We start from the raw sequence: 26,205 nt of genomic DNA on the forward strand, positions 1-26,205 counted from the left end.
GTCGCGGAGAGAATCGGCGGCCGCGTTTCTTCCCATATGCGATAACCCTGCCCTGAGAAGGGCCGGCCATTCACCCCTGCGCCGCCGCCGGCTCCTTGCCCTTCGCCGCCGCTTTCGCCTCGATCTGGTTGATCGCATCGACCACGGCATCGAAGGTCAGTAGCGTCGAGGCGTGTCGCGCCTTGTAATCGCGTACCGGCTCGAGCAGGGCGATGTCGGCCCATTTGCCGTCCGGAGGGGCGCCGTTCTCCTTCAGCATTTTGCGCACCGTTTCGCGCAACTCGCGCAGCTCCTGCGCGTTGGAACCGACGACATGGCGGGCCATGATCGAGGAGGATGCCTGGCCCAGCGCACAGGCCTTCACGTCATGGGCAAAATCGGTCACCACCGGCCCCTCCATCTTGAGATCGACCTTGACGGTCGACCCGCACAGCTTGGAATGCGCCGTGGCGCTGGCGTCGGGGTTCTCCAGCCGCCCCAGCCGCGGAATATTTCCTGCCAGTTCGATGATCCGTTTGTTGTAGATGTCGTTCAGCATGTGCCTGACGTCCCGGAATTACCCACCCGGGCGGCCTTGGCGGCCCGGTTTCATCGCCCTATATTGGGACTATATGGAAACGATTGGCGGAAAAACCAGCCAAATCCTTCAGGCGTCCGGCGCTGAGGCGCCCCGTCTGCCGGTGACACTCCGGTCGGATCGCCGGCCGGTCGAACGGAGTTGAGATGGACGCTTTGATCAAGACCCTGCGTACGAACAAGCAAGACAACAAGGCGCTCGAAGGCAAATTGCCGGAGGCTCGCCCCGCCGACCTCGATCCGACGGAATTCCTCGCGGCCGCCGTGCGCGCCGACCGGGCGCGTCCGTCGCGCGCCGAGGCCGAAGCCGCCGTCTATACGCTCCTCAATTATATCGGGGAGGATCCGTCCCGCGAGGGGTTGGTCGATACGCCGCGGCGGGTAGTTGAGGCCTTTGACGAGCTCTATCAGGGCTACCATCTGTGCCCGGCCGAGGTGCTCGACCGCACCTTCGGCGAGACCGCCGGCTACGACGATTTCGTGCTGGTCCGCGACATCGAATTCACCTCGCAATGCGAGCACCACATGATGCCGTTCTACGGCAGGGCGCATATTGCCTACACGCCGGTCGAGCGGGTCGTGGGACTCTCAAAGCTCGCGCGGCTGACGGACATCTTCGCGCGTCGCTTGCAGACTCAGGAACATCTGACCGCGCAGATTGCGGCCGCGATCGACGAGGTCCTCAAGCCGCGAGGCGTTGCGGTCATGGTCGAGGCGGAGCACACCTGCATGTCGGTGCGCGGTGTGGCCAAGCATGGTGCGGTGACCTTCACCAGCCGTTTCACCGGGATGTTCCGCGACAATCCGGCCGAACAGGCGCGCTTCCTCTCCATGGTGCGCGCGCCGCAACGTTATTAGCGCCAGGGATTGGCGCCAGAAGGCCCAGGCAGAAATTCGTGTCCGCGACCTCAGATCACCTTGAGCGCGAGGAGGGGCTTTCCTTCCTTCCGCGATTCGACGCCTCCGGCCTCGTCACCTGCGTCACGACTGATGTCGCGACCGGCGAGGTGCTGATGGTCGCGCATATGAACGACGAGGCGCTGCGGAAGACCGTCGCCACCGGCGAAGCTTGGTATTTCAGCCGCTCGCGCAATGCCTTGTGGCGCAAAGGTGAGACTTCGGGTCAGACCCAGCGCGTCATCGAGATGCGCACCGACTGCGATCAGGATGCGGTCTGGCTCCGGGTCGAGCAGCTTGGGGCGGCCTGCCATACCGGCCGCCGCTCCTGCTTCTACCGCAAGGTGGACAACGCGGGCGACGGCTCGGCGCGCCTGTCCTTTGTCGATGCCGACCGGCTGTTCGACCCTTCGGCGGTGTACCGCAAGTAAGCCAAAGGCCGCATCCACTGCGGAGGCGCTCGGTCATTGGCCCGCCATATCGGGCAATCTTAACCCGTCATTAACCATGCCCGCCGCAAGTTGCCGGAGGTTTCCGGCGCGTTGGTCTGCCAAGATTCCTCTGCGAAAAGCGGGTCACCTGATGTCGGTCGACGCATCCAATTCCTCGTCCACGGGAATCCTCGATACTGTCCGGGCGCGCGTCGCCGGCGCGATCAAGCAGGCCGCCGACACGGTCGGCACGAGCTTCGAATATCTCTTGTCCACCGCCAAGATGGAGTCGGACTTCAATCCGACCGCGGGCGCATCGACTTCCTCGGCGCACGGCCTCTACCAGTTCATCGACCAGACCTGGCTCGGCACCGTCAAGGAGGCCGGCGGTCAACTCGGCTATGGCGACTACGCCGATGCCATCACCAAGACATCGTCCGGCGACTATACGGTCAACGATCCCGCGATGCGTCAGGCGATCATGAAGCTGCGCGACGATCCGCAGGCGGCGTCCGCAATGGCTGCGGCGCTGACGCAGTCGAACAGCTCCCAACTGACTGGGCTGATCGGCCGGCGGCCGAGCGATGCCGAGCTCTACATGGCCCACTTCATGGGGGTGGGCGGCGCGGCCAAGCTGATCACCAGTGCGCAGGACTCGCCGCAAGCATCCGCGGCGCGGCTGTTTCCGAATGCCGCCGCCGCCAACCGGCCCATCTTCTATGATCGCGACGGCCGGGCGCGCAGCGTGTCCGAGGTCTATTCGGTCCTGACCTCCCGCTATTCCGGCGCAGCCAACTCAACGGCCACCCGCGGCGCACTCGCGCTGTACGGCGGTTCGTCAGCGGGCTCAGGTGCGCTGCCGACGACGGACACTGCGACCTTCCTGTCGATGTTTCCGGACGTGCGCGGCTCCGGGCAGGCCGCTCCGACGAGCGCGGACGGTTCGAGCGCGAATAGCGCGCCAATGGATCCGACGTTCCGCTCGCTCTTCCAGGTCGACGGTCAATCGTCGCAGGCGGTGTCGGCATCGGTACGCGAATTGTGGGGCACCTCGTCGGTCGCCAGTACCTCGTCGACGGGGCAGGGCAGTGGCGCACGTCCGCTCGATCTATTCAGCGATCCCCAGGGCACATTCTCCGGTTGACGCACCGATTCTCGGCCGACAACTTTCTTCGCAGTCTTCGTGGACAGCGGGCGGCCTTCGGCTGCCCGCTTGCTATGTGTGCGCGAGGTGTCTCCGAATTGCGCGCAGGAGTGCGCAAAGAACGTCGTTGATCTGTATCATGATACAGCTTCGGACGTGGTCACTTAATAAAACGTCAATAATACCAGTCACTTATGGTGAACGCTTTGTTAAGCGTCGTGGTTTATTTTCGGTGCTGTTGAGGCCAAGTCAGGTCTCCTGAACAAGTTGCGTAAGCCGGAAAGACCATGATCGTTCGGCAGTTTCTTAGTTGGGTTAGAACCGCGCCAGCCGGTGAACGCGCAGAGGCGGGCCGGGCGCTGGCGCGGGCCTGGCTGATCTCGGACCTCACCGATGAGGACCGCGCCGCCGCCGAAGGCGCGCTGTTGATGCTGCTGGACGATCCTTCGCCGCTGGTGCGGCAGGCCATGGCAGAGGTCTTTGCCCGATCGGGCGAGGCGCCGGCCGCCATCGTTCAGGCGCTCTCGTCGGATCAGCCCTCGGTCGCCGTTCCCATCCTCGAGCACTCGCCGCTGCTGATCGATGCCGACCTCGTCGACATCGTCGCGACCGGCAATTCGGAAACCCAATGTGCGATCGCCCGGCGCATCAAGTTGCCGGCTCCCGTCTGCGCGGCGATCGCGGAAGTCGGCAGCGCTGCCGCTGCACTCGAGCTGATTGAAAATCCCTACGCCGAGCTTGCGCCGTTCTCTTGGGATCGCATTGTCGAACGTCACGGCCACCTTGCTGCGATCCGCGAAGCCATGCTCGCGCTCGACGACCTGCCGGCGGCGACGCGGGCGGCGCTGGTCGACAAGCTCTCCGAGACCTTGGCGCAATTCGTCGTCGCCAAGAACTGGCTCAGTCTCGACCGGGCCGGGCAAGTCGCCAGCGAAGCGCGCGATCGCTCGACGATTACGATTGCCGCGCGCTCGCGCGGCGAGGAGCTGCTCGGCCTGGTGCGGCATCTCCGGACCACCTCGCAACTCACTGCGGGCTTGATCTTGCGGGCGCTGCTCTCCGGCAACATCGAGCTGTTCGAGACGGCGCTCTCGGAGCTCGCCGACATGCCGCGTGCGCGGGTGTCCGGATTGCTCAGGGATCGCGGCACGGCCAGCCTGCACGCATTGTTGCTCCGCGCCGGCATCCCGGAGACTACCTTCGATGCCTTCCGTGTCGCGCTCGATGCCTGTCATGAAACCGGGTTCACCGACACGCTGAGCAGCGCGGCCAATCTGCGGCGGCGGATGGTGGAGCGGGTGTTGACGCATTGCGCGACGGAGCGCGATGCGGCCGAGCCGCTGCTGATCCTGCTGCGCCGCTTCGCAACCGAATCCGCCCGGGAAGAGGCGCGTCTGCTGTGTGACGAGGTGATGGCCGAAGATTTCGTGGCCGGCATCGAGCTGGGGCTGATCGCCGCGTGAGCGACGACAGCGCATCCGGCGCGGCTCGACCTGTTATCGCCTTCCCTTAAGGACCGTGGCGATGGCGTTACAGAAGATCAACAGATCGGTTGCGCGCGGCTGAACGACGCGCTCGGCACCCCATCAAAGATGATCGCCAGGGACGATGCTGGGCGCCAGGATCGCTTCGAGATGTTCGGGGCGGTCGCGGTTGACGTGGATGAGGTATTCGTCCGCAACCTTGCGCAATTTGCGGCTGAGCTCGCGTGCCATGGTGACGCTGTCGAGCTTGGTATGATCGTGCACGATCGCATTGATGGCGTTGATGTGGTGAGTGAACAGCTCCGGCGGCACGCTGTCGAGGTCCGGGGCGTGCTCGATGATCCGGCACAGGCTGTCGGCGGCGGCGCCTGCTGAGGGATAGCCGAAGGTCGACGCATCGCCCTTGATGTCGTGGGCGGCGCGAAACAGTTCGTCGCAGGCCTCCTGGTCAAAGCCGTTCTTCACGATCGCCGCATAAGCCCTCGACAGGCGTTCGGCTTCCGTCACCATCCAGGACTTGAACTCACCGGAGAGGTCGGCGAGCGCAGCTTCCGCGCGGGCGACCGGATCGTCGAGATCCTGGTCGTCGACGGGGCGCAGGACCTTTTTCAAGGGGTTCGGCTGGGTGATGACGTGGTGATTGGCGTAAGTCTTGACTTCGATCGCCGGAGCTTTCTGTTTCGCCATCGGATTTCCTGCGCTGCGCCTTCCTAAGAGAACGCGTTCGACTGCTCGCTCAATCTGATACCTGAGTTACGCTTACGCGGAGCGCCGTTTCCCAGTTTGCGTTAATGCCGCCTCACTGGTCCGCCGCTAAAGCACTGAACGCGCTTTATCCAGAAGTGACGGTTGCTGAAGGATTTCGGCTTCGCCGCCGATCCGGCGCTCGGGGCCGATATAGGCGGTGCTGGTGTTGCGGCGACGATCTGGACCGAAATAGGTCTTGGTCTTGATGAAGGGCCGGGGATTGGCGACCACGTTGAGGATGCGCTGGTACAATCCCTTGGCGGAGATCGGCTTGGCCAGGAATTCGGTCACCCCGGCATCGCGGGCTACCGTCACGCGCCGTTTCTCCGAATGCCCCGTCAGCATGATGATCGGCGCGAATGGATTACCCTTGGCTTCGGGCTGGCGGATCATCTGCGCCAGTTCGAGCCCGTCGAAGATGGGCATCGCCCAGTCGGTGATGACGATGTCCGGAACGTAGTGGGTATACATTTCCAGCGCGGTGGCACCGTCTTCGGCCTCGTAGACTTCGCGCGCGCCGAACGAGTGCAGCAGCGTCCGCAGGATGCGGCGCATGTGGGGATTGTCGTCGCAAACGAGGAAGCGCAGCTTGTTGAAATCGATACGGAACATTGGCCGGCCTGCAGGGGGGACCGATTGAAGCGGTATACCTGCATTAACCATAAAGGTTCGCGGGTTAACGAACGGTTTGCGGCGCAGACGAAAGCGTCGAAGGCCGCCGGCAGCGCGCGGCTCAATAACCGAATTGTTCGCGCAGAATGCGCTCTTCGAGGCTGTGACCGGGATCAAACAGCATCCGCATCGAGATGGTCTTGTCGGACAACACCTCGACGCGACGCACGTCGCGCACTTCGTCATGATCCGCGACCGCCGCAACCGGCCGCTTGTCGCCCTCGAGCACCTCGATGATCACGTAGGCCGTGTTCGGCAGCAGCGCGCCGCGCCAGCGCCTCGGCCGGAAGGCGCTGATCGGCGTCAGCGCCAACAGGGCTGCATTGATCGGCAGGATCGGGCCCTGGACCGAGAGATTATAGGCCGTGGAGCCTGCCGGGGTTGCAACCAGCACGCCGTCCGCGACGAGTTCAGGCATGCGTTCGCGCTCATCGACCAGGATGCGCAGCCGCGCGGCCTGATAGCTTTGCCGGAACAGGGCCACCTCGTTGATGGCGTGATGAATGTGAATTGTGCCGTCGACATCGGTCGCCCGCATCAGAAGCGGGTGAATGAGCGATTCCTGCGCCGCGGCCAGGCGTTCGCGAAGGTCCACCGTGCTGAACTCGTTCATCAGGAACCCGACGGTGCCGCGATGCATGCCGTAGATCGGCTTTCCCGTGCGCATGTGTTCGTGCAGCGTCTGCAGCATCAGCCCGTCGCCGCCGAGCGCGACCACCACGTCGGCCGTCGTGGGATCGCAACTGCCGTACAGTTCGGTAAGCTGCTTGAGCGCGGCCTGGGCTTCGGCACTCGAGCTCGCGACGAAGGCGATGCGCTCATATCGCTTGGGCGTTGTCATGCAGTCGCAGGCTCGCTGGTCGGCTTTCGGTTGGTTTGTCGTCTAACCGACCTTGGCCTTGGTTGTCGAGATGACCGGGCCGCGAATCGTTCTTTCACGACCATCGGGCAGCATTGCGTGCCCTGCCGGCCGGGAATGAGGCTGCGGTGCGGAATGTTGCCTTGCCCAGGTTTTCAGGCCGGCGGCGGCGCGACGAACTCCTTGGATTTGCCCTGTTATGGTCTTGTCATTTCTCCTGCAGGCTCCGCACGGGATCCCAGCCGGGGCAGGGGACTTCGCACCCGGCCTGGCGGGCCCGTTCGGCGAACAGCGCGCTGGGACGGTCGGCATCGGCCGAGCGTGCGAAGCACTCGACGGCCTCTTCGCATTGGCCGGCCCGCCAATGTCCGAGACCTGCCGCATAATCGGCGAGCACGCGCTTCTGCTCTGGCGTCAGCTCCTGCGCGAAACAGACCAGCTCGAAGATCGTCAAAGACTGTTCGCGGCCCTTGACCCTGACGGTGTCGAGCTCGCGCCAGGCAAATTCGGCGCCCGCGGCTGCGACGGTGCTGTCCGAGGCGATGATGACCGTGCCATAGAACTTGTTGGCGCCTTCGAGCCGCGAGGCCACATTCACCGCGTCGCTCATGACGGAATAGTTGAAACGACGCTGCGAGCCGAAATTGCCGACCAGGGCTTCGCCGCTGTTGATGCCGATGCGCTGGGCTACCTTGATGCCCTGGAACGCGGCCGAGGTCTGGTTGAGCTCGTCGAGCCGCGCCTTGCACGCGAGGGCCGCGCGCGCCGCATTGGTGGCATGGCGCGCGTCGTCGATCGGTGCGCCGAACACGGCGACCACGGAATCCCCGATATATTTGTCGACGTAGCCGCCATGGCTCTCGATCACATCGGTCATGGCCGACAGGTATTCGTTGGTCAGCGCCATCAGCGCCGCAGGCGGCATCCGCTCGGCGATCTGCGAGAAGCCTTCGATATCGGAGAAGAAGACGGTGATCTCGCGGGTCTCGCCGCCGAGCTGGGGCAGCTTGTGGGAGACGAGCATGCGGTCGATCAGATGCGGCGCGAGGTAATAGGCAAAGCTCTTCTGCAGGAGCCTGCGGTCCTTGTCGCTGACCATGAATCGATAACCGATGATGGCAGCGAGCGCGAGCGCTGCGGCCCCGAACGGCTCGCCGAGCGGTAGAACATAGGCGTGGTTGAACAGTGCTGTTGCGAGGCCGGTATAGAGCACGGCCAGCCCCAACAGCGCGGCTGCGGCTGTGGCGGGCTTGGCCAGGCGTGCCAGCACGGCGGCAAGAACCGCAAAGGCGAGGGTGAGTGCGAATGTGCTGGGCCATCCAAGCTCGATTGCGGCCTCGTGCCGGATCAGGTTGTTGATCGCGGTGGCGTGGATATAGACGCCCGCGATCGTGCTCCGCGCGAATGTCGCTGCGGTTTTTCGCTCGGCCAGAGCGCAGCGCGGCCGTCGTGCCCCTTCGGCCCGGGTGGCGAAGCGCTTCGAGGTCAGACGGCGGTCCTCGATGCCGACCGTGCCGATCAGGACCACCTTGCCGGCAAACTCGCGGCGGAAATAGTCCTTGTCCCCGTTAACCGCACAGGCGCGCAGGTCGGCAAAGGAATAGGTCGGGATGTCGTCGGCGCCGCCGGCGAAATTCAACGTGATCGTATTGGCGATGCGACCGGCCGTGCCGATATCGCCGAGGCGCACCGTCCCGTCCGCATCGATAGCGGGTGAGTTGCCGCGTGCGCGTGCGGCCAGCTCCAGCGCCAGGCTCGGCACCCTCAGGCCATCGACGGCGACCGTCAGGGGGTGACGACGCACGACGTCGTCGCTATCGGTATAGGTGTTGAGCGGGCGCAGGTTTTGCTGCCGGCGGACGGCGATGCGCTGGCCCGGCGAGGGCACGATCGGCTGCTCCGCGAACACTTCGCCCAGCACGACCTTGCCGGCGGCGGCGCCTGCGGCGAGGGCACGCAGGAACTCGCGATCGAAACCACGGGTCTTCTCGCCCAAGGTGCTGTCGCCGAGCGGGATCTCGGATTGTTCGATCGAGGTCGGAAAGACGATGTCGAACCCGACCACCTTTGCTCCGCCATCGATCACCGCGCCGAGGACGCGGCCGATCTCTCCGGTCCAGGTCAGCAGCGGCGAGCCGCTGAACGGCGGCGTCGCGTAGCTTTCCTCGTCGATCGCGACCACGACGCTCGGACTTTCCTCCGGCGCGTGCCGGTTGCCGAACGCCTCGAAGCGCAGCCAGGTCAGGATGTCGAGCGACAGCCCGCGGCCACGCTCGAAGGCGGGAGAGACGAACAGAGCCGCGCTCACGAGAGCGATCGCTAGAACGGCAAGCGTGTCGCGCGCCCGGCGGCCGATCGTCACGGAGCCGCTTCCATCAATTCATCCGAATGAGGCGCCCGACCGCCGGTCCCGGGCCGGCCTTGGCCTGCGGATCCACCCGGAACACGATGCGCGAGGTTCCGAAGCTCGCGACGTAAGTGCCGCCCGGCGTCAGCGGATGGCTGGTGCCGGCGAAATCGTAGAACCTGCCTTTGAACTGCCGGCCGGAGATCTCGACCTGCTGGCGGTCGCCGGGCTGATCGAGGCGTTCGACCACCAGGATGCCCCGGCCGTTGACCTCGAAGATCGGCGATGCGCCATAGACGATCGCCTGCGCGATCGGGGCGCTGTCAGGAGCGATCCCGCGGACGATGGTTGCTGCGACCTCGCTGGTCTCGGGCGCGGTAGCCTCGGCGTGAGCAGCATCGCAATTGACGATGTCGTTCTTGAGCGTGGCGCCTTCGACTTTGCTCTCTCCAACTCCCACGGTGACGCCGCCCGGTCCGCCGATGGTCTCACGGCGGCAGGATTTCAGATAGCTGATCACGAGCGCGCCGTCTGGCCCGAGCTTGATGTGCTGTCCTGGGACGACATAATCCATCAGTTCCGCCCCGGTGACGTCGCCTTGGATCTCCTCGACCAACGCGACCGGCGGAGCGGCGAAGGCCGGCGTCGCCAGAGCGATCCATCCCGCGACCATGAGCGGCGCTGTCTTCATTCATGAACTCCGTGAGCGGCGGCAGGTGGGATCCCCGATGCCCCTGGATTTAGACGCGACAAAGGGGCGATCGGTTCGAGCGCATACCATACCCGATCGCACCGGGCACTCGCCTCGATGTGACCGTCCGGGTGGACGACATGGTTTAGGTTGGCCGCACAGCTTCATTCATCTGTCGTAAGAGATCGTAACTTTCGGCCGCAAGAGTGCCGCTGTAGTGAGGGGAGGTGGTCCCCCCCTGGAGGAATGACATGGTGGTTTCGAGTTCTAAGTTGCAACGCGCCGGCTGTGCGGCCTTCGCCGGCGCTCTGTTGGTCTGGGCAGGAATTGCGCGCGCGGAGGACCAGCCACCGCCTCAAGCGCAGCAGACGACAACGCCGGCTGGACCCCGGGCGGGCTCGACCGGGGCCCGCGCCGCCAACACGCCGGCTTCGCCCTCCGCCGCCGAACAGCACAAGCTGCCGCCGGATTCCACGACCAAGCACAAGATCGAATTGCCGGGCCGCACGCTCGCCTTTACCGCCACGGCCGGCTCGATTCGTCTGTTCGACGACAAGGGCGAGCCGCAGGCCGATATCGCCTATACCTCCTATCAGCTCGACGGTTCCGATCGTGCAAGCCGTCCGGTCACGTTCTTTTTCAACGGCGGGCCGGGAGCGGCGTCGGCCTGGCTGCAACTCGGCAACACCGGGCCATGGCGGCTGCCGATGAACGCCGACAGCGTCACCCCGTCGAGCCCGCCCGCGTTAGAGTCCAATGCCGACACCTGGCTGGACTTCACCGATCTCGTCTTCGTCGATCCCGTCGGCACCGGCTACAGCCGTTTCGTGGCGACCGGCGAAGACGTGCGCAAGAAATTCTTCTCGGTCGACGGCGATGTCAGCTCGCTGGCGCTGGTGGTGCGGCGCTGGCTGGAAAAGCATGACCGGCTCTCGTCGCCGAAATTCCTGGTCGGCGAGAGCTATGGCGGCATCCGCGGGCCGAAGCTCGTGCGCAATCTGCAGAACGAGCAGGGGGTCGGCATCAAGGGATTGATCCTGATTTCGCCGGTCCTCGATTTCCGCGACTATTCAGGATCGAGCCTCCTGCAATATGTCGCGAGCCTGCCCACATTCGCGGCGGTGGCACGACAGCTCAAAGGCCCGGTCACGCGTGCCGATCTCGCAGATGTCGAGCGGTACGCCAGCAGCGACTTCCTGCTCGATCTGGTCAAAGGCGAGGCGGATGCCGATGCGACAAATCGGCTTGCCGATAAGGTCGCGAGCCTCACCGGGATCGAGCCTTCAGTCAGCCGGCGCCTTGCAGGCCGCATCGACATTGCCGAGTTTCGTCGTGAATTCGACCGGCGCGATGGCAAGATCACCGGGCGTTACGACGCCTCGGTGCTGGGATTCGATCCCTATCCAGATTCCAGCTTCTATCATTTCAGTGATCCCTCGGGCGATGGGCTGACCGCGCCGATGACCAGCGCGATCGTCGATCTCACCACCCGCAAGCTCAATTGGCGGCCGGACGGCTCGTATGAGCTGTTGAGCGGTTCGGTGAACAAGGCCTGGGATTTCGGCCGCGGCCTGCATCCCACGGAATCCGTCGGCGATCTCCGCCGGATCCTCGCGCTCGATCCGAAATTGAAGCTCCTGGTCGGCCACGGCCTGTTCGACCTGGCGACCCCGTACTACGGATCGAAGATCAAGCTCGATCAGCTGCCGGCCTTCGCGCAGCCGCCACGGACGAAGCTCGTGGTCTATCCCGGCGGCCACATGTTTTATTCGCGCGATGACTCGCGGCACGCGTTCCGCGGCGAGGTCGAAGCGCTGATGAAGTAGGGGGAATCACGCGCCGTTTCGGTGCCTGCGGCCTTCGCATCGCGGGCATCGGATCGGGTCGATCCGATGCCCGCAAAACATCCGATGCCGCAAAACAAATGGCGCAACCCGAAGGTTGCGCCATTTTTTCAAGGAGGCGACGAGGAAGGAACCTCGGCGCTTAGTAGACGAGGCCGGTGCCCGGCTGCTTTTCGAGGGCGGCCGCCAGCGAGCGATATTCGTAGCTGTTGGTGCCGGCGAGCTGCGCCACCTTGCCCAGGTGATACTGCGCCTGTTCGCGGTTGCCCTGTTCGAGCTGCCACAAGCCGAAATACTGCCAGGTGCGGACGTGGTTCGGATCGTCCGCCAGCGCCTGTTCGTAGTACTGCTTGGAGGCCTCGTAGTTGCCGAGCTTGCGGTAGGAGTAGCCGATCAGGTTGGCAACGTCGGCAACGTCTTCCCGATGCAACGCCTTGAGTTGCTCGATCGCCGAGGCGTAATCGCCGCGGTCGTAGATCGTGGTGTAGGCCGTACGATAGGCGGCAAGGAATTTCGGATCCTCGATGCTCGAGCTCTTGTCGCCCTTCTTCTTGCTCTTCGTCGAATCAGAAGCCGGCGGCGCCGACGGGGTGTCGCTGCCCGCCGCGTACGCCTTCGACAGCAGCAGCGGCCCGGAGGCCACGGCCATCGAGAACAGCGCCAGCGTGGCAATCCTGATCGCAGACTTATTCATTCATCTCTCCCGAGTTCGATTGGCGATCCAACGGTAACAACTGCGACATGAACCTTCGCAGCGCGGAAATATTCCCGGCTATTTGCGCGGATTTTGCGCCGCGATCTGTGCATTATACCGGCGGGAAGGTGACAGGGCGGTCATTTAGGTAACAAGTCAGTCATCAACATGAACGCTAGGCTGAAACCCGCTTCAGGATGGGTTCAGTGCAGGCGCCTTACGCTCCTTTGCATGATCGATGAGGCCGGCTGATCGGGCCGGTCCCTCTCAGATCCATCCGAAGGAGATGACCATGCTGAAGAAGATGTCAGTTGCACTGCTCGCCGCATCGATCCTGGCTGCGCCCGCCGTTGCCGCCGGCCGCGCGAAGACGGACGTGTCCCCCAAATCCGGTCAGGCTCAGACTCAAACCCAAACCGCGCCGAACACCCAGCTCACCACCGGTACGGCCAATGCCGGGGCAGCGAAGACCGGCGGCGTGAACTCGACTGTCGCGAAGTCGCAAGCCAATCCGACCAAGGTGACCCGCCAGCACCGCGCGCATCGGCATTACGCCCATCGCCATCACAAGAAGGTGAATGCGATGCGGGCTTCGATGAAGGTGCACGGCGCGCCGAAGGCCAAGGTCGGGTTCAACAAGACCAGCCACAAGGCCATGCCGAAGGTCAGTTTCAGGCCGGTGTCGCCGACAGCCCGCCGCGGCTGAGATCGGCTAGCTTCGGCCAACCATGAAGAGTTGGGGTCTGTCGTCGGGCGCACAGCATGTGCGCTCGACAGAGGCGGGGGGCTTCGATCAGAACCGATTTCCTTTGCGTCGCGGATTGTTTAGAACGCCGGGCGACGAATCTCAGTCTTGAACGGGGCGAGCCAGGTGATATCGCCGAGGGCTTTGGTGATGCTGCTGCCGCTGCTGCTTGCGGCCTGTGTCACCGACGGGGACAGCAGCAACACGCTTTCGTTTACCAGCGACCGCGGGATTTCCAGCCAGCCGTTCCCGAACAATTACCGCGCCGAGATCCTGGCGTTCATGCGGACCTATTTGAACAACCCGGTCGGTCTGCAGGACACGGCGATGGCCGAGCCGGTGCAGCGGACCGTCGGCGGCAGGCTGCGCTACGTCAGCTGTCTGCGATATTCCGCCCGCGACACCGACGGTTCCTATGGTCCATCGAGCGACCGGGCCATCGTCTATGTCGACGGACGGCTCGACCGGGTGGTCGAGAATGCCGGGGAACTCTGTGCCGGCGTTACCTTTGCGCCCTTCCCGGAACTGGCGGCCATGACCCGCTAGGGCCGGGCTCTAACGCGAGCCATCCTTGGCTGTCGAGGCTTGCCTCGTTCTCGGGGGCGCTCCTTGCGCTCGCCCACCACGCATCACAATTAAAGGAGGGGTTGAACAAATCCCGCCTTTGCCGGACCAAACCTGTGGCAGGGCGCGCTTCACGAAAAATTCGGGAAGCCTATGGAACAAAAGGCCTTTGTTGCCCGGGGGTGACAGGCGCCGCCCATTCACAGCTGCGTCAGCGCCATCGGGCAACCCAAATGCGGCCACGATGTTCGATAGATGTCGCAACTGAATAACGGGGACTTTCGATGAAACGAGTTTTGTTAAGTGCTGTCGCGTTGTCGGCCTTGGCGGCCCCGGCTTTCGCCGCCGACATGCCTGCGCGCACCTATAACAAGGCGCCTGTCTATGCCCCGCCGCAGGCGATCTATAACTGGACCGGCTTCTATATCGGCGGCCATCTCGGCGGCGCCTTCTCGCAGAGCAACAGCCTGGAAGGCAATAACGGCCGTTTCCTGGGCGGTGTGCAGGGCGGCTTCGATTATCAGTTCGCGCCGAACTGGGTGCTCGGCATCGAGGCTCAGTACAGCTGGATGGACCGGAACACGACCAATTTCGGTTTCCCCGGCGCGACCGTGGTCACCTCGACCGGTGCCGACCAACTCGGCTCGGTGACCGGCCGGATCGGCTACACCTGGGGACCAGCGCTGCTCTACGCCAAGGGCGGCTATGCCTGGCGTGACGGCAATGGCCTTGGCGTCTCGGTGGCAGGCATCCCTGCGGCCTTTACCACCAACGGCAACCACAAGGACGGCTACACCGTCGGTGGCGGCCTCGAATACATGTTCGCGCCGAACTGGTCGGCAAAGGCCGAGTATCAGTATTACAATTTCGGCAATACGACCTTCACGGGCGGTCCTGCGCCGATCGTCGGCAGCCGCTTCAACAGCGACGAGCACACGGTCAAGGTCGGGGTGAACTACCGCTTCGGATGGGGCGGCCCGGTTGCCAGCAAGTACTGATTGTCACGACGGCTGCTGGGTCCTCCGGCTCGACGCCTAAGCCAGGAAATTGCTCACGCCCGCGACCCTCGCGGGCGTTTTGCTGTCGCTATTTGCCCACGTCACGGCGGGCTTCCTTCGCCGCTGCAAAAATTTTTTCAAAGCTTCGTGAAACTTTAGCCGACGATCGGTTATTATGGGGCCGCCGGTCTGATGGATCATCCCCCATGCGTATTTTGGTGTCGGTGCTGTTGTTGTCCGCGGCAGCCTTGCCGTGCTCTGCCCAAACCATTCTCAAGTCCGAGCCGCTGATGCTGGCGCCCTATGAGGTCGCGTTCGTCCAGAACGCATCGTGCCCGCCGGGCAAGGTGCTGAAGGTGACGGGCGTCATCCGCGGCCTGAGCCGCAAGCGGACATGCGTCGCGCTTCCTGCCGAGCAGGCGTCGCTGGCCACGGCGACGCCGTAAGGCGAGCGACCGCTGCGGTGGATCGACCGCGGACAGCCTGTGCTGTCCGGGGGCGGTTGAAGTGTCTCTTCTATTCTCCCCTGGATCTCCCTCGGAGCATTCCTCCCAGGGGGGGGAGGGTTCGCAGCGCTCAGGGCGAAGCAGCGCTCAAGATGAAAATGGGATGTGGAGCGGCAGCTGCTGCTCGGCCTCTGCGCAATTCTGCCACGGATCTTCTTCCGGCTCGACGGCACAAGGCCTGATCTCGTAGTCGTTGTCGAGACAGAGGTGGACGTCAGAGCGACGCGTACCGGTCGTGACGTCAACCACAAGTCCGCTTTGCCGGGCCAGTCTCCAGACGTCGGCCTCGGTCGGATAGGCCTTGCTCAACTTGGCTTCGTTGCAAAACAGCGCGTAGGGCATTCTGAACGGCTCCGGTCGACTCAAGATGAACCGAGGATGAACAAAGCTTGCGCCGAGACGCAGGCGGGGCTTGGGCAGGAAAGCGGCGATTTCCAGTTCGGCGAGTCGTAAACGAGTCCTAAATTTTGGAAAAAAGAATCTCTGGGACTCGTCGCCTAGAATCGCCGGATGGTTAACCCCATGGGGACCGACCTCCACATCTTTTGCGGGCGAATACAGCTGACGCTCGCCTTCGGGCTGCTGGTGGCTTTGGCGGCCAATGTGGCGCTGCTTTGCGCTTGGCTATCTGCGCGTTAGGGCGATCGCTTTCATCCATTCGGTCTCCCGAACGCAAGAGACGGTCTCGCGCAAAGCGTCACGCTATTTGTTGTCGTTCCGCGAGGTCTGCTCGATCGACGCGCGCAGCCGCGCCAAGGTCGTGGTGAAATATTCCTGGCGCTCTCGGTTGAAGCGCTCCTGATGGGCGCGAAAGCTCGCGATGCGGGCACGGATTTCGTCCTGCATGTTCCGCTGAATGCCGAGTTGTGCGGTAAGGGCAGGGGAAGGCGTGCTTTTGAAGGGCGTGGCCCGGAACGAGCCGGCAGCCGGTCCTTCGTCCGCGACCGGAGCGAATTCGGATGGGTTGGAGCTATCCGGCTCCGGTGCCGATGATGAAGACACCGCTTCGCCCGCATCATTTGCTGCGCTTAGCTCAACAGATCCCTCTACAGCGAGGATGTCCTGTTCGGCCGGGGCAGAGGCGGACTCGGACCCAGCGGGCTCGCTCCCGCCTGCGCCGGACTGCGGCGGGGTCGACACCGGTGCCGCCGATGGCTGATGGGGGGCGCTGACAGGTATCGAAGGGGGAGCCAACTGGGCAAAATCGACGGGTTTGCCCGTGACCTGCTCGACGAAAGCCAACGTCTGCGCAATCAAGGCGTCGCGTTCCTCTTTCCACCCCATGGCGCTTTACCCCTCAGCCTCGCGCTGTGATTGCAGCAAAGTCTTCGGCCCAGATCAAGTAGCCGGGCCAGTGAGTTCTGGGGATGAATGAATGTTGCGGATGAAATGGGGCAGTACGACTGCCGCATTCCCGTCCCCATTGCGCCCCCAACGATCACCAGCCCAGCTGAACACGCTCGCGTCGGAATAGTTCCAAACCGCGCTGGGACGCACAATGCACGGCGGCTCTCTGGTGTCTTGACGAGCCAAGCTCGCTTCCATCAAGTGCGAGGTCGTGAATGCCTCGCCATTTCTCCAAGCCGGATCATGGATAATCCTTCCCGTTCTGAACGGTCGCGCAAAGCGGCTTTATCGGCTGCTCTCACCATCATCGCACGCGACGGGCCGGGGCGGCTGACCCTGGACGCCATCGCGCGCGAGAGCGGCTTGAGCAAGGGCGGCTTGATGCATCAGTTCCGCAACAAGGAAGCGGTATTGAGGGCGCTGCTCGAGCAGCAGTTCGTTCATTTCGGCGAGTTCTCCAAAGAGTTCAGGCGCAAGACGGCCGGCGCCACGAAACAGCCCGAACTCGCGACGCAGATCGCGACCTCGCGTGAGCTGATCGCGCAGCAATTCTCAGTCGCCCAGGCGATGCTGGGCGCCTTGGCCCAGGATCCAGGGCTGCTGGCGGACGCGCGCGCTGGAGACGCTGAGCGAGTCGCCGAGATCAGGGCGGAAGCATCCGATCCGGACCTTGCAGTCCTGCGTTGGGCGGCGGCGCGCGGCCTGGCGTTGATGGCGATGCTGCGGATCTCCCCCATTGCGGACGAGGAGATGGAACGGCTGTTCGGCCGCCTGGCGGACGACACCCAGTGGACCGCCCTGGAGCAGACGTCAGCCTCCTGAGGCCTCTTGGCTCAATGGTTGCGAGCTGGGGCGCCTGATCGGAGCCCCGTGTGCTGCAGCCAAACACAACCGGCATCTTCTCTGGCACTTTACAAACCGTCTAGTCGGTTTTATGATGCGGCGCATCAGGATGCTGCCGCAGGGGCCATCTCGCGTTTTGGAGGGAAGATGAAAGGTCCAATCCGGACCCGCAGCGTCCTGGCGCTGCTGTGGTCCGCCGCCGTGGCAGGATGCAATAGCGTCACCCCGGTGGCCTATTCTGAAGTGGCATCGGCGCATTACCTCGCACCGAACGCATCCGATACCTCGGGACGGGTGCCGTATCGCTACGCTGCGCCGGTCGATTGGCGCGGTTACGACAAGGTCATGCTGGATCCGGTCGTGATCTATCGCGGCCGCGACCACCAATTCGGCGATATGCCCGAGCAGGACAAGGTGAAGCTCGCCACCTATATGCGGGCGCGTTTTCTGGAGCGACTGAGTACGCGCTTTGCGACCGTGAGCCAGCGCCAGCCGAACACGTTGCGCGTGCGGCTCACCTTGACCGGTGCGGTGACCAACACGCCCGTGTTGGGGACCATGTCGCGCTTCGATCTGGCAGGTGCGGTCTATAACGGCGTGCAGACCGCGCGCGACGGCGAGGGGCTGCTGACCGGATCGGTGTTCTACGTGGTCGAGATTCTCGACGCGCCGAGCGGGCGGCTCCTGAGTGCCTTCGTCAGCAAGCAATACCCCAGTCCCTACGACATCCAGGCCAGTGTCGGTGCGCTCGCAGCTGCGGAGGCGGGCGTCGACAAGGGGGCCGATGCGCTCCTCGCCCAGCTCAGGTGAGCGCATGCGAGGCAGCGCATGGCTCGAGGCGGACACAAGGACAAGGTCGATCGAGGTGAAAATAGGATTCCTGCTGCGTGTGGTCCTGCGTCTTGCCCTGAGCATGCTGCTCTCGGTGGCCGAAGGACGAGGCCAGGCCGCGACCGTCAGCGACCCCGGCGGCACTTGGCTGACTGAAGATGGCCGCGCCCGGGTGCGGTTGGAACGTTGCGGCGCCGCGCCCGAGCGCATCTGCGGCTACGTCGTCTGGATGAAGGAGCTGGTGGACAGCAGAGGTCAGCCATTCCGCGATCGGCTCAATCCTGATCCGGCCAAGCGGCCGCGGGCGCTGCTCGGCCATCAGATACTGCTCGGTCTCAAGCCAACCGCCGACGGCCGCTACGCCGGCGAGGTGTACAATGCCGAGGACGGCAAAACCTACGGCGTCTCGGTCTGGCGCGACAGCCCGGGCCGATTGGCCGTGAAGGGCTGTCTGCTCGGGCTATTTTGCGCCACTCAGAGCTGGACCCAGACGCGAGACGCGGCGCCGGGCCAATTGCTCGGGCCGACCGGCGATCCCACTGGCCCCGTCGCCGACCCCGAATGGGCAGCGCCGCGGCTGCCGGCTGCGACTGCCGCCAAGACGCGAGCGCGGTAGTGTCGTGGATTTGGCGTTTGAGTTGCTCTGCCGCGCGGCCGCGGCGACATCTATGGAACTCGCAGCGGGGCATTGGGTTCTCCGAGTGGGGGCGATGAGGAGCGTCGCCATGAGACAGAGCATTGTTGCAGCCATCGCCATCGCTGCGGTTGCTGCTGGCGCCGGGTGGGCGGTCCATTCGACCAAGATCGCCGACTCGTGTCCGTCCCCATCTGCGGCTTCGGTCACTGCACTCTTTGCGCCATGCCAAGCCGTCGAGACGGCGACGGCGCCCATGATCTCCCGCAAGAATGCCGTGCAGATGGGCCTGATGCCCGCGGATGAACGGAGTGGGCCGGGAGCGGGTTCGCCAACCCTGTTTGCGGAGAAATAGCGCGAGGTTGGCTGGTGCCGCTAGCGGTCGCCCGAGCCCGCCTTGGCCAAACGTCCGGCGTCAGGTTCGGACGTCATCTCGGTAGCAAGCGCCTCGAAGGGCCGGCAGGTCGACAAGCCTGGCGCCATCGAACGCGCTGACCGGGATCGCTAGCACCAGCCCGGAAGTGTTGGCGGAGCGACAATCGACGGCGCTAGCAAAGGAGCCGGCGAGTTGGGCTCGACCGCCGCCATCACGCCAATCGAATGTCCCCGCGGGTCAAGGAGAGAAGGCCGCCCATACGTCTTTGGTGATGGTGGTGGTCTCGTGCGGCATTGGTCCACCCCAGATAGTCGTCAATGCGCTCGCGCTGATCAGCGCGCACCTCAGCATATCAGTGCAGGGGGCTTCGATCCCTCAGATTCAGTCCCTCAGATAAAGGGGCAGCAGTCTACTCGCCTCTCTTTCGGGCGGACGCACCTTCGAGGACGCCTGGAGCTATCGTCGTTCGGCGCGCGGCCGACGAAATGGCTCTTCCGTGCCGACGCCCAACGCAGCCACGACACGTTCCAAAACGCCGATCGATGGATTGCGCTTGCCGTCCTCTACGCCTGACAAACAGGTTTGGTGGACGCGTGCCCAGTGCGCAAGCTCCTCCTGCGAGAACCCCTTGTCGCGCCTTATCCTTTGTAGATTAAGCCCAGCCCGCCTGCGCACAGAGCGCAACAAGGTGCAACAAAATGCGACCTTACGAAAGGTTGCTACGGTGCAAGACTATCATGTAGGGTTGTCCTGCTTTTTGACGGTTCGACCAACGTCCTGACAGAAGGAGGAGGCTATGGAGCTTGAACAATCGCCACGGCAGATCGCTCTTTGGCAAGAACGCCGATCGGACACGATCCACCGCAGCCTCGATGATCTCTTGGCCATGGCGCACCAGTACCGCCATGAAGGTTGTTTGTGGCAGGCGATGGAGATGTATTGGATGTTGTCGGAAGACCATTACGGGACCGCCCAGGCGATGGAGGCGGAAGGGAGCCTGCTGGAACTGGCTGATGCCTATAAACACGAAGGTGCGCGACATGCGGCGCGCGCTGTCTATGAGCGCCTGTCCAATTTGGATGGCATAATGCGTCGCCATGAAGTGGAGACTGTGCGGCAAGCTTGACATCCCAGAGACGGGCTTGCAGGGCGGCGAAGCCCAACGAATGTGGCAAAGTGGAGCCCTCAATACCCAAGCCGCGGCGTGCCGCGCCAAGGGTGCCTTTGCTCATCGGCCGCATGTGTGACCGCGAGGACGGAAACACGAACTCGCTTCTGCCGGTCAGCTCGCGCAACTCGCCGGGGATGGCGACCGCTTGGCTGTTGAGGGGCACACGCGCGGCCGACGCATCTTCATGATTTCGGCCGGCAGCGAAATGGCTGGGGCGTTGTCGTGTGCACTAACCCAGCTCCGTCGCAACTGACGCAACTCGCCCGGTCGGAGCGCGGTCAACGCGGGCAGTCTCGTACCGTCATCTGGGCCGTCACCCAGGCTTGTCATCAAATGCCATCGCAGGGATTTGGTAGCATTTCGGTGGCGTCAGATAGCTACGCCATTGACTGTGCTTTGCTTTCGGATGGCTGTGGATTTTCGTTGATGGCAGCGGATGAACAGGATGGTGCCGGCTGAGGGGATTGAACCCCCGACCTTCGGTTTACAAAACCGCTGCTCTACCGCTGAGCTAAGCCGGCGAACGCATCGTCTGGATCAAGCCGCCTTCCGGATCTCAGCTTGCGCTGGCAGGGGCGAGCGTCGGCGCAGTTCCTAGCAGAGTTGCCGTGGCGAGGCTACTCCCCGTCCTGCCATCGGGTTGGGGGCTGAGGCTGGAGGGCGGCCAGTGCGCCGCCCTCCGCCGAAGCGCTTCGATCGCGCCTTGCGACCTCGTTACTGACAGAGGTGCATGGCCCCGTCGGCGCCCTTGAACATCGTCCCGGGCCGGCAGGCCAGCCCGTTGCGCGTGGCATAGCTGTTCCAATCGCCGTAATAGCCGTTCGGGCCGCGGTCAAAGGTTGGCTGGCTGTAGTGATAGGGGCCGGGATCATAGGCATACGCATCGGCCGTGCGGAATGGAGCGGTGGCAATCGCGCCGGCCGTTCCGACTGCGACGCCAGCGATTCCGGCAGCCGTTCCGACCGCGCCCGCGGCGACATCGGCCGGCCAGAAGCCGCTGCTGCGGCGATCCCAGCCGTCGTTGTTCCAGCCGCTATTCCAGCCATTGTTCCAGCCGGCATTGGCCTGCTGCGGCATGGTCTGCGTCCGCTCGCGCATGGTCTGCTCGCGCACCATGTGGCGGTGTTCCTTGACGTGCTTGGCCAGCGCCGGCCCTGACAATGCCGTCGCGAGAACTGTCACCGCCCCGACAATAGCGATCTTATTCATGGACTACTCCGTCGTTGTGCCCCGCCTGCTAAGCGCAACCTCGGACCGCGGTTCCGGGGTTCGATTTCCGGCTGTTCAAACCGACGTGAGGCGCTTTGCGAATTGCCGCGGCGCTCGTCGCCCGGCGTTTGTCGGCGCGAGGCGCGCTCTCGCAAACACGCGCACGCATGCGTCACAACCGCTTCTCGGCGAAATGGGAAATTAGGTCGCAGCGACGATCGGCGGCATTAACTCGGGAGGAATGCCCGCCGCGTTAGGCTTACCGCCAGATCGAGGTGCGCCCTTAACCCTTATCGGCGGCCATTGAGGTAATTTGAACAGGACAACCGGGACGTGAACTCAATGCGTTTTACCATGGCTTTGGCCATTCTGATCGGAACGGTCTCCGCATCCTTCGCCAGCGAAGGGTTCGAGATCGTCAGGCCCATGCGCCCGGGTGTACCGATCATCATCAACGGCATCGATGCATCCTACGCCGTGGTCGAGGGGCAATTCGGGCTTGGCCGCGGCTATCAAATGCAGCCCACCATCTATGGCGGCCGCTATGTCGATTCGGAGCCGCCGGTCGGCCACTACTATCCGAGCCTCGGCTCCAAGCCGGGCTATGGACGGATGGAGATCGAGCCGCCGGCCAACCGCAAATTGCCGAAGCCGGCGGAGAGCTATCATCGATCATGGGGCGCCCAATCCATGATGCAGCCGCCGCAGCCGGAGGTGCCGATGTACCCACCTGCGGTGATTCTGGCGCCGCCTGGGGGCCAGCGCGATTTCGGCGGCCCGCCGATGGACTATCGCCGGTAACGGCGAGGGTTTGAGACCAATAAAACGAGATCAATAAAAAGCTGATCGACAGGAGAGAGTAATGCGTCAAACGATTTCAGGACTTGTTGCCGTTCTTGGCCTTGCTGTCGTGGGCACCGCGCCCGCGGCGGCCTGCGGATTTACGACCTGCGGGGCGTGCCCTGCTTACGCTCCCTGTGCGCCGGCTTACGTCTATCAGCCCGCTTATACTTATCAGCCGACCTATACCTACACTTACTCCGGCTGCGGCGCCTGTGGCGCGCGCTATGAGCGCCTGGTCGAGCCGACCACCCAATATTACTACGTGAACCAAGGCCCGACCTACAGCGGCCCGGGCGCCTTCGCGCCCTATCCGGCCTACAGGGAGACTGCGCTGCCGGCCTATGGTTATGGCTACCGGCACTACTATCGCGGCGCCGGCGTCTCCGGCCCCGCCGTGTACGGCTACCGCCATCACAGGGCGTATCGTTGGGGCTATTCGCGGTACTATCAAGGCCGCCCGGTGCTGCGCCGCTACGACTGATCGCGGATGCACGAGCTTCAGCGGCCGCCGTGCGGATCAGGGCATCAGGCCAAGCTGGCTGGCGCCGATATAAAGCGCCAGCACTGCGGCGTTGGAGACGTTGAGGCTCTTGATGTCGCCCGGCAGGTCGAGCCGCGCCACCACGCTGCAGGTCTCGCGGGTCAGCTGCCGCAGGCCCTTGCCTTCGGCGCCGAGCACCAGCGCGAGCGGCTGGCGCAATTCGATCGCGGCGAGCTTCTCGGATCCTGCGCTGTCCAGGCCGACGGTCTGGAAGCCGCGCTCGTTCAGTCGGCTCAGCGCGCGGGCGAGGTTCTGCACGGTGACGATCGGCACGAGCTCCAATGCGCCGGAGGCGGACTTTGCGAGCACACCGGTTGCTTCCGGGCTGTGCCGCGCGGTGGTGACGATCGCCTTCACCCCAAACGCCGCGGCCGAGCGCAGAATGGCGCCGACATTGTGCGGATCGGTGATCTGGTCCAGGACCAGGACCATGCCGGCCGCTTCCAGGGTCTCGACATCGGGCGAGGGCAGGGGATCGGCTTCGGCAAGCAGACCCTGATGCACCGCATCAGGCCCGAGCTGGCGATCGATCTCGCTGGGGCGGACGATCTCCGGTGTCACCCGGGTCGGGATCTGTTCCTCGGCGAGCCGGCGTGCGGCATTCTCGGTCAGATACAATTTGCGGATCCGGCGCTGCGGATTGGCGAGCGCCAAACTCACCGTATGCCAGCCATAGAGGATCACCGGCCCGTCATGATCGGATCCGCGCTCGCGCCACGCCGGCGGCCGGCCGAAACCACCGGGTTTACCGAAGGATTTGCCGGCTGGTTTACCACCGGGGCGCCGGGCGGGGGGCTTTCGATCGCGTTCTTTCATGAAAGGGCTTGTGTCATGCGGACCAGATTCTGGCAATTTGGCAGTGTGGGACCCGGAAATTTGCCATTCCCTTGGTTGACTTTGCGGTCCGCCTTCGACCATAACGGCCCCGGCCGCGCGCGCCCGCTTTGAGGGCCCCCGCGGCCTTACCGTCTTTATGGCGCTGATGGTCGAACGCCGCTCTTTGCGGAAGGCCGCCGATGCCATTGAAACGGGGGAGTGTCCCGAGTGGCAAAGGGAGCTGACTGTAAATCAGCCGCCTCATGGCTTCGCAGGTTCGAGTCCTGCCTCCCCCACCAACCCCGCCGGTAGCTCAAGTCAAGCCTTTCGGACAATCCGTTCTCCGAATGTCGGTAGGCTCGGGTAAATTTGGCCGAACTTGCTCGGCAATGGCGCCGCCAAGCCGCCGGGCTTGATGGAGCCAACTGTATCCAGATATTGCCATTTGTGTCCTGATGTGCTTACCGACCGCTCGGTATTGCGCAGTGGTGGGCGGTGGGACGCTGGTATCGGGCAGATATTGATGGTCTGCGGGCGATCGCGGTCGGCATCGTCGTGCTGTTCCATCTGCGCATCAGCGGGTTCGAAGCAGGCTTTGCCGGCGTCGACATCTTCTTCGTCATCTCCGGCTATCTGATCACCGGCCATATCCTGCGCGACATCGCCGCGAAGCGGTTCTCGTTCGCCGAGTTCTACCTGCGGCGGGCGCGCCGGATCCTGCCGGCCTTGATCGCCACCATCATGCTGACCTTTGTCGCGGGCTGGCTCTTTCTGGCGCCGGAGTTCCTGCGCCAGCTCGCCAAAGAGGCAACGCACGGCCTGCTGTCGATCTCCAACATCCAATATTGGCGCGAGGCGAACCAATATTTTGCGCCGACGGCGGACCAGTTGGCTTTGCTGCATCTGTGGTCGCTATCGGCCGAGGAGCAGTTCTATCTCGTCTCGCCGCTGCTTCTGGTTCTGTTCAGCCGGACTGCTTACGCGTTTCCCGCGATTGGGCTGACCGGGCTGATGTCGCTGCTGGCCGCCATCATCTGGTTGCCGCGCGATCCCGGGGCGGTGTTCTTCCTGACGCCCTTCCGTGTGTTCGAATTCGTGCTCGGGGCACTTGCCATTCAGCTGGAGCGGCCGCTCGCCAAATCGTCCGTGGGGCGCGCCGTCGTTGCGGCCGTCGGCTACGTCGTGCTGATCGGCAGCCTGTTCTTGATCGGCCGCTTTCAGGAGGCCGCGGGGATCGCTGCGTTGCCGCCGTGCATTGCGACCATGATGATCGTCGCAGCCAATCGGCCGATCCGCCTGCTCGCCAACCCAGCGGTGCTTGCCATTGGGCGCGCCTCCTATTCGCTGTATCTCGTTCACTGGCCGGTGATCTTCTTCGCGCGCTTCATCTTCGGGGATCCGGCGGAAACGCCAGGCGGGATCGCGGCCCAGCTTGCGGTCATGGCGGCGCTCACGGCTCTGCTGTTCTTCACAGTCGAGCAGCCGCTGCGGCGGCTGCAGCTGGCAAGATGGAAGCAGGCAACCGGATTCGGCGTCGTGATCGCCGCCTGCGTGGCGATCACCTATGGAAGCTTCAGAGCCGATGGCATCATGTCGCGGATGCCGGCCGACCGGCTTGCATTATTGAAGCTGCAGAGTTTTGGCTTGAACGTTTGTCGGCAAAGAACCGATGTGAGTTGCGCGTTCGGCGATCCCAGCGGATCGCGTTCGCTCGAACTGGTTGGGGATTCCTTTGTGCAGCAATATGTCGCTGCGTTGGATGGCCCGCTGAAGGCACGTGCGATGGCGGGCCACACCTCGACCATCGGTGGCTGCCCCGTCTTGCTTGACGTCACCCTGCCAGGGCCGCGCGCGCAGACATGCGCGGAGCATCGCGACCGAGAGCTCGCGCGCGTCAAGCAATCGCCGGCCGAGGTCGTGGTGATCGGGCAGGCTTGGCAGGTCTATCTTGAGATGTTGAGCGGAGCGCATGTCCCGATGTCAGCCGCCGATCTGGCCGATCATGTCGCCGCCACCATCCGCTTTCTCGACCGCCCGGGACGCCGTTTCCTTGTGATCGGGGCGCAGGTCCGGCCCGTTGATTGCAGCTTTGATCGCTTGCGCATGATGCCCGGGCCGATCTGGCACAGGCTGCCGAAGCCATGCGAGCCGCTACCGAAGCAAGCGGCGATCGCGGACGGGAGCGCCATCGACGAGGCCTTGGGCAAGGCTCTGGCGAGCGACACGAACGTGACGCTGTTGAGGCCGTCCGAGATCTATTGCGACGAGGACTGTCCCGTCGTGAGCGATGATGTCTGGCTCTTCCAGGACGCCGGCCATTTCACGGTCGCCGGCGCGCAACGGATGGGAGCGCGGGCCAGCGCCATCTTCGCCAAGGTTCTCTCGGGCGAATAGC

General features: G+C 63.9%; 28 protein-coding genes and 2 tRNA genes. 17 read left to right on the forward strand and 13 right to left on the reverse strand.

Annotation, left to right across the window (positions count from 1 at the left end; all coding sequences use genetic code 11):
* Nucleotides 1-70: 70 nt before the first annotated feature.
* Nucleotides 71-538: an iron-sulfur cluster assembly scaffold protein gene (locus tag QX034_RS25545; RefSeq protein ID WP_315705115.1), complete on the reverse strand. Its 468-nt coding sequence runs from the start codon at nucleotides 536-538 to the stop codon at nucleotides 71-73.
* Between the two features lie 185 nt (nucleotides 539-723).
* On the opposite strand from QX034_RS25545, the gene folE reads away from it, so the two are divergent.
* The 4 genes from folE (at nucleotide 724) to QX034_RS25565 (ending at nucleotide 4,511) form a co-directional block, all read left to right on the forward strand.
* A complete protein-coding gene (gene folE / locus QX034_RS25550) occupies nucleotides 724-1,434 on the forward strand; it encodes a GTP cyclohydrolase I FolE (RefSeq protein WP_315705116.1) in 711 nt (236 codons plus the stop codon).
* Between the two features lie 38 nt (nucleotides 1,435-1,472).
* Nucleotides 1,473-1,904, forward strand: a complete 432-nt coding sequence (hisI, locus tag QX034_RS25555; RefSeq protein ID WP_315705117.1) for a phosphoribosyl-AMP cyclohydrolase — start codon at nucleotides 1,473-1,475, stop codon at nucleotides 1,902-1,904.
* Between the two features lie 151 nt (nucleotides 1,905-2,055).
* Nucleotides 2,056-3,048 carry a transglycosylase SLT domain-containing protein gene (locus QX034_RS25560; RefSeq protein ID WP_315705118.1) on the forward strand — a complete coding sequence of 331 codons (993 nt, stop codon included), beginning with the start codon at nucleotides 2,056-2,058 and terminating at the stop codon, nucleotides 3,046-3,048.
* Between the two features lie 287 nt (nucleotides 3,049-3,335).
* Nucleotides 3,336-4,511 (forward strand): DUF2336 domain-containing protein, encoded by a 1,176-nt coding sequence (locus QX034_RS25565; RefSeq protein ID WP_315705119.1) that lies wholly within the window; start codon nucleotides 3,336-3,338, stop codon nucleotides 4,509-4,511.
* 123 nt (nucleotides 4,512-4,634) lie between these two features.
* On the opposite strand, the gene QX034_RS25570 is transcribed toward QX034_RS25565, so the two are convergent.
* The 5 genes from QX034_RS25570 to QX034_RS25590 all read right to left on the reverse strand — a co-directional run bounded on the left by QX034_RS25570 (nucleotide 4,635) and on the right by QX034_RS25590 (nucleotide 9,848).
* On the reverse strand, nucleotides 4,635-5,219 hold the full coding sequence (locus QX034_RS25570) for an Hpt domain-containing protein (RefSeq protein WP_315705120.1): 585 nt from the start codon (nucleotides 5,217-5,219) through the stop codon (nucleotides 4,635-4,637).
* A gap of 126 nt (nucleotides 5,220-5,345) precedes the next feature.
* A complete protein-coding gene (locus tag QX034_RS25575; RefSeq protein WP_316167206.1) occupies nucleotides 5,346-5,891 on the reverse strand; it encodes a response regulator in 546 nt (181 codons plus the stop codon).
* 121 nt (nucleotides 5,892-6,012) lie between these two features.
* Nucleotides 6,013-6,792, reverse strand: coding sequence for an NAD kinase (locus QX034_RS25580; RefSeq protein WP_315705121.1), 780 nt, complete (start codon nucleotides 6,790-6,792; stop codon nucleotides 6,013-6,015).
* 226 nt (nucleotides 6,793-7,018) lie between these two features.
* The gene (locus QX034_RS25585) at nucleotides 7,019-9,172 is read right to left on the reverse strand and encodes an adenylate/guanylate cyclase domain-containing protein (RefSeq protein ID WP_315741372.1); all 2,154 of its coding nucleotides are present in this window, start codon (nucleotides 9,170-9,172) and stop codon (nucleotides 7,019-7,021) included.
* A gap of 13 nt (nucleotides 9,173-9,185) precedes the next feature.
* Complete coding sequence (locus QX034_RS25590; protein ID WP_315705123.1) at nucleotides 9,186-9,848, reverse strand: hypothetical protein; 663 nt, start codon at nucleotides 9,846-9,848, stop codon at nucleotides 9,186-9,188.
* Between the two features lie 251 nt (nucleotides 9,849-10,099).
* Between QX034_RS25590 and QX034_RS25595 the strand changes: the two genes are divergently transcribed.
* The gene (locus QX034_RS25595; RefSeq protein WP_316195961.1) at nucleotides 10,100-11,674 is read left to right on the forward strand and encodes a S10 family serine carboxypeptidase-like protein; all 1,575 of its coding nucleotides are present in this window, start codon (nucleotides 10,100-10,102) and stop codon (nucleotides 11,672-11,674) included.
* Between the two features lie 160 nt (nucleotides 11,675-11,834).
* Here QX034_RS25595 and QX034_RS25600 read toward each other — a convergent pair whose 3' ends face one another.
* Entirely contained in the window at nucleotides 11,835-12,386 is a 552-nt protein-coding gene (locus tag QX034_RS25600) for a tetratricopeptide repeat protein (RefSeq protein WP_315705125.1), read from the reverse strand.
* Between the two features lie 292 nt (nucleotides 12,387-12,678).
* Here QX034_RS25600 and QX034_RS25605 point away from each other — a divergent pair, with 292 nt between their 5' ends.
* The 4 genes from QX034_RS25605 (at nucleotide 12,679) to QX034_RS25620 (ending at nucleotide 15,139) form a co-directional block, all read left to right on the forward strand.
* Nucleotides 12,679-13,092: a hypothetical protein gene (locus QX034_RS25605; RefSeq protein WP_315705126.1), complete on the forward strand. Its 414-nt coding sequence runs from the start codon at nucleotides 12,679-12,681 to the stop codon at nucleotides 13,090-13,092.
* Nucleotides 13,093-13,281: 189 nt separating this feature from the next.
* The gene (locus QX034_RS25610; protein WP_315741368.1) at nucleotides 13,282-13,677 is read left to right on the forward strand and encodes a hypothetical protein; all 396 of its coding nucleotides are present in this window, start codon (nucleotides 13,282-13,284) and stop codon (nucleotides 13,675-13,677) included.
* A gap of 302 nt (nucleotides 13,678-13,979) precedes the next feature.
* Nucleotides 13,980-14,693: a porin family protein gene (locus QX034_RS25615; protein WP_316195962.1), complete on the forward strand. Its 714-nt coding sequence runs from the start codon at nucleotides 13,980-13,982 to the stop codon at nucleotides 14,691-14,693.
* A 206-nt stretch (nucleotides 14,694-14,899) separates the two neighbouring features.
* Nucleotides 14,900-15,139, forward strand: coding sequence for a hypothetical protein (locus QX034_RS25620; protein WP_315705128.1), 240 nt, complete (start codon nucleotides 14,900-14,902; stop codon nucleotides 15,137-15,139).
* A 147-nt stretch (nucleotides 15,140-15,286) separates the two neighbouring features.
* Here QX034_RS25620 and QX034_RS25625 read toward each other — a convergent pair whose 3' ends face one another.
* Both QX034_RS25625 and QX034_RS25630 read right to left on the reverse strand, forming a co-directional pair.
* Nucleotides 15,287-15,541, reverse strand: coding sequence for a hypothetical protein (locus QX034_RS25625; protein ID WP_315705129.1), 255 nt, complete (start codon nucleotides 15,539-15,541; stop codon nucleotides 15,287-15,289).
* A gap of 360 nt (nucleotides 15,542-15,901) precedes the next feature.
* The gene (locus QX034_RS25630) at nucleotides 15,902-16,456 is read right to left on the reverse strand and encodes a hypothetical protein (protein WP_315729721.1); all 555 of its coding nucleotides are present in this window, start codon (nucleotides 16,454-16,456) and stop codon (nucleotides 15,902-15,904) included.
* A 333-nt stretch (nucleotides 16,457-16,789) separates the two neighbouring features.
* On the opposite strand from QX034_RS25630, the gene QX034_RS25635 reads away from it, so the two are divergent.
* The 3 genes from QX034_RS25635 (at nucleotide 16,790) to QX034_RS25645 (ending at nucleotide 18,836) form a co-directional block, all read left to right on the forward strand.
* Complete coding sequence (locus QX034_RS25635; RefSeq protein WP_315705131.1) at nucleotides 16,790-17,368, forward strand: TetR/AcrR family transcriptional regulator; 579 nt, start codon at nucleotides 16,790-16,792, stop codon at nucleotides 17,366-17,368.
* 168 nt (nucleotides 17,369-17,536) lie between these two features.
* Nucleotides 17,537-18,199: a DUF3313 domain-containing protein gene (locus QX034_RS25640; RefSeq protein WP_315705132.1), complete on the forward strand. Its 663-nt coding sequence runs from the start codon at nucleotides 17,537-17,539 to the stop codon at nucleotides 18,197-18,199.
* 4 nt (nucleotides 18,200-18,203) lie between these two features.
* A complete protein-coding gene (locus tag QX034_RS25645; protein WP_316195964.1) occupies nucleotides 18,204-18,836 on the forward strand; it encodes a DUF2147 domain-containing protein in 633 nt (210 codons plus the stop codon).
* 850 nt (nucleotides 18,837-19,686) lie between these two features.
* Here QX034_RS25645 and QX034_RS25650 read toward each other — a convergent pair.
* Entirely contained in the window at nucleotides 19,687-19,905 is a 219-nt protein-coding gene (locus QX034_RS25650) for a helix-turn-helix transcriptional regulator (RefSeq protein WP_315705468.1), read from the reverse strand.
* A gap of 121 nt (nucleotides 19,906-20,026) precedes the next feature.
* On the opposite strand from QX034_RS25650, the gene QX034_RS25655 reads away from it, so the two are divergent.
* Nucleotides 20,027-20,356, forward strand: coding sequence for a hypothetical protein (locus QX034_RS25655; RefSeq protein ID WP_315768144.1), 330 nt, complete (start codon nucleotides 20,027-20,029; stop codon nucleotides 20,354-20,356).
* Nucleotides 20,357-20,847: 491 nt separating this feature from the next.
* Here QX034_RS25655 and QX034_RS25660 read toward each other — a convergent pair.
* Nucleotides 20,848-20,922: transfer RNA gene (locus tag QX034_RS25660), tRNA-Thr, on the reverse strand.
* Between the two features lie 193 nt (nucleotides 20,923-21,115).
* Nucleotides 21,116-21,610: a hypothetical protein gene (locus tag QX034_RS25665; protein ID WP_316190366.1), complete on the reverse strand. Its 495-nt coding sequence runs from the start codon at nucleotides 21,608-21,610 to the stop codon at nucleotides 21,116-21,118.
* Nucleotides 21,611-21,952: 342 nt separating this feature from the next.
* On the opposite strand from QX034_RS25665, the gene QX034_RS25670 reads away from it, so the two are divergent.
* A complete protein-coding gene (locus QX034_RS25670; RefSeq protein WP_316195967.1) occupies nucleotides 21,953-22,411 on the forward strand; it encodes a hypothetical protein in 459 nt (152 codons plus the stop codon).
* A gap of 61 nt (nucleotides 22,412-22,472) precedes the next feature.
* The gene (locus tag QX034_RS25675) at nucleotides 22,473-22,934 is read left to right on the forward strand and encodes a hypothetical protein (protein ID WP_316195968.1); all 462 of its coding nucleotides are present in this window, start codon (nucleotides 22,473-22,475) and stop codon (nucleotides 22,932-22,934) included.
* Nucleotides 22,935-22,970: 36 nt separating this feature from the next.
* Here the strand turns inward: QX034_RS25675 and rlmB are convergent, their stop codons facing one another.
* A complete protein-coding gene (gene rlmB, locus QX034_RS25680; RefSeq protein ID WP_316195969.1) occupies nucleotides 22,971-23,810 on the reverse strand; it encodes a 23S rRNA (guanosine(2251)-2'-O)-methyltransferase RlmB in 840 nt (279 codons plus the stop codon).
* Nucleotides 23,811-24,023: 213 nt separating this feature from the next.
* On the opposite strand from rlmB, the gene QX034_RS25685 reads away from it, so the two are divergent.
* A tRNA-Tyr gene (locus QX034_RS25685) sits at nucleotides 24,024-24,109 on the forward strand.
* Nucleotides 24,110-24,305: 196 nt separating this feature from the next.
* Entirely contained in the window at nucleotides 24,306-26,204 is a 1,899-nt protein-coding gene (locus QX034_RS25690) for an acyltransferase family protein (protein ID WP_316167064.1), read from the forward strand.
* Nucleotide 26,205: the final 1 nt, after the last annotated feature.

The organism is Bradyrhizobium sp. SZCCHNR3119 (genome assembly GCF_032487775.1).
GTDB lineage: Bacteria > Pseudomonadota > Alphaproteobacteria > Rhizobiales > Xanthobacteraceae > Bradyrhizobium.

Excerpts from the sequence above, each read along its gene's own strand:
- QX034_RS25615 (WP_316195962.1), top strand. The coding sequence starts at position 13,980 with ATGAAACGAGTTTTGTTAAGTGCTGTCGCGTTGTCGGCCTTGGCGGCC.
- QX034_RS25635 (WP_315705131.1), top strand. The coding sequence starts at position 16,790 with ATGGATAATCCTTCCCGTTCTGAACGGTCGCGCAAAGCGGCTTTATCG.
- QX034_RS25600 (WP_315705125.1), bottom strand. The coding sequence starts at position 12,386 with ATGAATAAGTCTGCGATCAGGATTGCCACGCTGGCGCTGTTCTCGATG.
- QX034_RS25665 (WP_316190366.1), bottom strand. The coding sequence starts at position 21,610 with ATGAATAAGATCGCTATTGTCGGGGCGGTGACAGTTCTCGCGACGGCA.
- QX034_RS25590 (WP_315705123.1), bottom strand. The coding sequence starts at position 9,848 with ATGAAGACAGCGCCGCTCATGGTCGCGGGATGGATCGCTCTGGCGACG.
- QX034_RS25565 (WP_315705119.1), top strand. The coding sequence starts at position 3,336 with ATGATCGTTCGGCAGTTTCTTAGTTGGGTTAGAACCGCGCCAGCCGGT.
- QX034_RS25570 (WP_315705120.1), bottom strand. The coding sequence starts at position 5,219 with ATGGCGAAACAGAAAGCTCCGGCGATCGAAGTCAAGACTTACGCCAAT.
- QX034_RS25595 (WP_316195961.1), top strand. The coding sequence starts at position 10,100 with ATGGTGGTTTCGAGTTCTAAGTTGCAACGCGCCGGCTGTGCGGCCTTC.
- QX034_RS25670 (WP_316195967.1), top strand. The coding sequence starts at position 21,953 with ATGCGTTTTACCATGGCTTTGGCCATTCTGATCGGAACGGTCTCCGCA.
- QX034_RS25575 (WP_316167206.1), bottom strand. The coding sequence starts at position 5,891 with ATGTTCCGTATCGATTTCAACAAGCTGCGCTTCCTCGTTTGCGACGAC.
- QX034_RS25645 (WP_316195964.1), top strand. The coding sequence starts at position 18,204 with ATGCGAGGCAGCGCATGGCTCGAGGCGGACACAAGGACAAGGTCGATC.
- QX034_RS25605 (WP_315705126.1), top strand. The coding sequence starts at position 12,679 with ATGCTGAAGAAGATGTCAGTTGCACTGCTCGCCGCATCGATCCTGGCT.
- QX034_RS25640 (WP_315705132.1), top strand. The coding sequence starts at position 17,537 with ATGAAAGGTCCAATCCGGACCCGCAGCGTCCTGGCGCTGCTGTGGTCC.
- rlmB (WP_316195969.1), bottom strand. The coding sequence starts at position 23,810 with ATGAAAGAACGCGATCGAAAGCCCCCCGCCCGGCGCCCCGGTGGTAAA.
- folE (WP_315705116.1), top strand. The coding sequence starts at position 724 with ATGGACGCTTTGATCAAGACCCTGCGTACGAACAAGCAAGACAACAAG.
- QX034_RS25620 (WP_315705128.1), top strand. The coding sequence starts at position 14,900 with ATGCGTATTTTGGTGTCGGTGCTGTTGTTGTCCGCGGCAGCCTTGCCG.
- QX034_RS25580 (WP_315705121.1), bottom strand. The coding sequence starts at position 6,792 with ATGACAACGCCCAAGCGATATGAGCGCATCGCCTTCGTCGCGAGCTCG.
- QX034_RS25560 (WP_315705118.1), top strand. The coding sequence starts at position 2,056 with ATGTCGGTCGACGCATCCAATTCCTCGTCCACGGGAATCCTCGATACT.
- QX034_RS25545 (WP_315705115.1), bottom strand. The coding sequence starts at position 538 with ATGCTGAACGACATCTACAACAAACGGATCATCGAACTGGCAGGAAAT.
- QX034_RS25675 (WP_316195968.1), top strand. The coding sequence starts at position 22,473 with ATGCGTCAAACGATTTCAGGACTTGTTGCCGTTCTTGGCCTTGCTGTC.
- QX034_RS25610 (WP_315741368.1), top strand. The coding sequence starts at position 13,282 with ATGCTGCTGCCGCTGCTGCTTGCGGCCTGTGTCACCGACGGGGACAGC.
- QX034_RS25625 (WP_315705129.1), bottom strand. The coding sequence starts at position 15,541 with ATGCCCTACGCGCTGTTTTGCAACGAAGCCAAGTTGAGCAAGGCCTAT.
- QX034_RS25655 (WP_315768144.1), top strand. The coding sequence starts at position 20,027 with ATGGAGCTTGAACAATCGCCACGGCAGATCGCTCTTTGGCAAGAACGC.